The organism is Streptomyces sp. NRRL B-24572, from assembly GCF_002156145.1.
GTDB classification, from domain to species: domain Bacteria; phylum Actinomycetota; class Actinomycetes; order Streptomycetales; family Streptomycetaceae; genus Streptomyces; species Streptomyces vietnamensis.
The window spans coordinates 1-3,103 of sequence record NZ_MWIG01000942.1 but is presented as its reverse complement, the minus strand read 5'-3'; the positions used below and the strand labels follow the sequence as shown (position 1 = coordinate 3,103).

Annotated in this window: 4 protein-coding genes; 3 read left to right on the top strand and 1 reads right to left on the bottom strand. The window is 74.7% G+C overall.

The annotated features are described in order from the left end of the window. Positions 1–179, top strand: a 179-nt coding sequence (locus CCN56_RS38605; RefSeq protein WP_143664789.1) for a helix-turn-helix domain-containing protein, incomplete at its 5' end; no start/stop codon positions are given. A 71-nt stretch (positions 180–250) separates the two neighbouring features. After that, positions 251–1,165, top strand: a complete 915-nt coding sequence (locus tag CCN56_RS38600) for a trans-aconitate 2-methyltransferase (protein WP_086832304.1) — start codon at positions 251–253, stop codon at positions 1,163–1,165. 18 nt (positions 1,166–1,183) lie between these two features. Here CCN56_RS38600 and CCN56_RS38595 read toward each other — a convergent pair whose 3' ends face one another. Further along, entirely contained in the window at positions 1,184–1,648 is a 465-nt protein-coding gene (locus tag CCN56_RS38595; protein WP_086832303.1) for an RICIN domain-containing protein, read from the bottom strand. A 152-nt stretch (positions 1,649–1,800) separates the two neighbouring features. Here CCN56_RS38595 and CCN56_RS38590 point away from each other — a divergent pair, with 152 nt between their 5' ends. Beyond that, positions 1,801–3,075 carry an SUKH-4 family immunity protein gene (locus tag CCN56_RS38590; RefSeq protein WP_143664788.1) on the top strand — a complete coding sequence of 425 codons (1,275 nt, stop codon included), beginning with the start codon at positions 1,801–1,803 and terminating at the stop codon, positions 3,073–3,075. Positions 3,076–3,103 lie beyond the last annotated feature (28 nt).

The following is a 3,103-nucleotide window of genomic DNA, read 5'->3' as shown; positions in this document are numbered from 1 at the left end:
CCCCGATGGCGTACCTCACCGGCTGGCGGCTCGCGCTCGCCGCCGACCTGCTCCGCGAGACGGACGCCACCGTCGAGTCCGTGGCACGGCAGGTCGGCTACAGCGGAGCGTTCGCCCTGAGCGCCGCCTTCAAGCGGGTACGGGGCATCAGCCCACAGGAACACCGGGGGCGCGGTTGACGGGCCCGGGACGTATTGCCGGACCGGCAACATTTCTGGCGCTCCCGGCCGTCTCGTCGCACCCTGGTGCCATGAGCCAGCATCACGCGTCCCACCACGGCCACCAGCACGGCACCGGTCACGGCCACGGCCCCCACGACCACACCCACCTGGACTGGAGCGAGATGGCGCCGCTCCTGGAGCGGCAGGCCGAGATCGCGAGCCCCGCCTACGCGGCGGCCGCGGCCTGGCTGGGCACCCTCGCGCCGGTGCAGGGCGTCCGCCGGATCCTCGACGTCGGCAGCGGCCCCGGGGTCGTGACCGGCCTGCTCGCCGAGGCCTTCCCGGCCGCCGAGGCGGTCGCCGTCGACGGCAGCCCCGAACTCCTCGTCCGGGCCCGGGCCCGCGCGGACGCCCGTGGCCTCGGCACCCGGGTCTCCACCCTCCACACCGAACTCCCCGAAGGGATCGGCACCCTGGGGCAGGCCGACCTCGTCTGGGCGGGCAACTCCCTGCACCACATGGGCGACCAGAGCGCCGCGCTCGCGGAGTTCGCCGGCATCCTGAACCCCGGCGGCCTGATCGTCCTCGTCGAGGGCGGGCTGCCCCGCCGGCACCTGCCCCAGAACATCGGGATCGGCAGGCCGGGCCTTGAGGCCCGGCTCGACGCCGCCCACGCCGACTGGTTCGGCGAGATGCGCGCCGAGCTCCCGGACTCCAAGGACGAGCCGGACGACTGGCGGGCGCTGCTCGCCGGCGCCGGCCTCACCCCGGCCGGCACCCGCACTTTCCTCGTGGACGTCCCCGCGCCCGTCTCCCCGGCCGTCCGGGAGCTGGCCATCGCCCACTACGAGCGCCTCCGGGACGGCCTGGCCGCCCGGCTCGACGCCGACGACAAGGAGACGCTCGACCGGCTGCTCGACCCGGCCGACACACTGTCCCTGCACCACCGCACCGACCTGTTCCACCTCACCGCCCACACCGTGCACACCGCCCGCAAGGGCTGAGCCCGGACGGGGCCAGGCTCAGGACACCGGCTCAAGACGCCACCACTGGAACGGCGAGTCGGTGTCCTCCCACTGCTGGACGTTCCCCCCGTCCTCCCCCGACTCGTCAGCGACCTCCAGGAGCAGACCGCTGATGAAGCTCACCAGGGCCACCGTCCCCGGTGACTGGAGGTCCTGCTCGATGACCCACTCCTGAGCGCCGAAGTTGTTGGCCCTCCACTGCTGGATGTTCGCGCCGTTCTCCGTGGACGCGTTCGCGACGTCGAGCCGTTTGCCGCTGGCCGCGTTGACCAGGTGGTAGAGCCCGCCGCCGTTCGGCACGGACGTGACGTGCCAGTGCTGGCCGGGAGTTCCGTTCCCGGTGCCCTGCTGGACCCTGGCCCCGCTGCGGCCCGACCCCTGGTACACCTCCAGGAGCAGTCCGCTGGCCACGTTGCGCAGCCGGTAGAGGCCCTCCTTCACGGGCTCAGGGGCACCGCTCACCGTACCGACTCCTTCTCTTCGCAGGGCAGTTGCACCGCGCGGCCGTCACCGCCGCGCGCACCCCTCAGGGCCGCCTCCGACTCTACGTCCCGGGTACGACAACGACCCCGGCCGCCGCCTCCGCCCGGCGCACCGGCTGGCACGATGGGCCGGTGACCGATCTCGATCTCCGTACCCTGCTCGACGACCCCGCCCAGGTCCTGCGCCACGACCGCGCCGAGCTCCGCGCCCGCCTCGACGCCCTGCCGGAGGAGCACGGCGGGGTCGGCCGCGAGGTGTTCACCCAGGCCGAGGCGGTCTTCGGGAGCGCCCCGGTGACGTCCGCGGAGTTCGCCTCCTGGCTGCACTTCGCCGCGACCGTCCTCGGCCACCGGGAGTACGCCGAGCGCGTGGCGGCCGCCGAACCGGGGCTGCCCTGGCGGACGGTGTGGGCCTGGTGGCGGCCGGTCGGCGCCCACGAGGCCGCCCCGAACCTCAGCGGCGACCGCTCCGCCGAGGTGTACGAGGCCGAGGGCACCCCGCTCCTGAAGGTCTGGGCCCTGTGGTGCGAGGACACCTGGTTCGACCTGGCCACCGGCCGGCGCGGGACCGCCCCCGCCGAGGGCACGGCCGAACCGTACGGGGAGACCGAGCCGGACGGACCCTGGCTGTTCGACGGCGACGACGACTCCTGGGCGCTGCGCCATCCCGACTCCTGGGAGGAACCGATCCCGCTGGACGGCGGCCGCTACGTCTTCCTCGACGCGCGCGGCGTGGCCGTGGTGGAGCAGAACGACGAGGCCCTCGCCGACTGGCCGACGGGCGGGGCCGATTCCTCCCGCCCGGCACCGGCGGACGGCGGGCCCTGGTTCCGGCCCGGCACGAGGCACGCGGAAGGACCGCTCACCGCGGCCCGGCTCGACGCGGTCTTCGGCCCCACCGGGGTCCTCCGCGTCCCGGCGGCCGACCTGCCCGCGGCCCTCACGCACGCACCGACCCGGAAGCTGCTGGCCGAGGTCGGACTGCCCCGCCACTGGGCGGCGGGAGTCACGTCCTTCGCGGTCGCCGACGAACTGCTGAGCCCGGGGCCCGAAGGCCTGCTGCGCGTCGGCTCGTTCGACCTCGGGTACTGCGATCCCGGGGAGGTCTTCGTCCACCCGGCGACCGGCGCCGTCGGAATGCGCCAGCCGGACGGCAGCCACGGCCCGGGCGGAGACGCCGTCTTCCCGCTCGTCCGCGACCTGGAGTCCTTCGTCCGGTTCCTGGAGGGCGTCCGCCGTCACATGGGCGCCTGCTGGGACCCGTATCCCGGGGAGGACGGCGTGAAGACCTTCCTCCGGGCGATGGCGGAGGTGGACGCCGGGGCGCTGGCCGACGACGCGCCCGGCGCCGGGGTGTGGGAGCACCTCTTCGCCTCGATCACCGAACTCGGCGTGGACGGCTACTGAGAAGGCGCGGCGGCCGCACCCGCGGGTG

Excerpts from the sequence above, each read along its gene's own strand:
- CCN56_RS38600 (WP_086832304.1), top strand. The coding sequence starts at position 251 with ATGAGCCAGCATCACGCGTCCCACCACGGCCACCAGCACGGCACCGGT.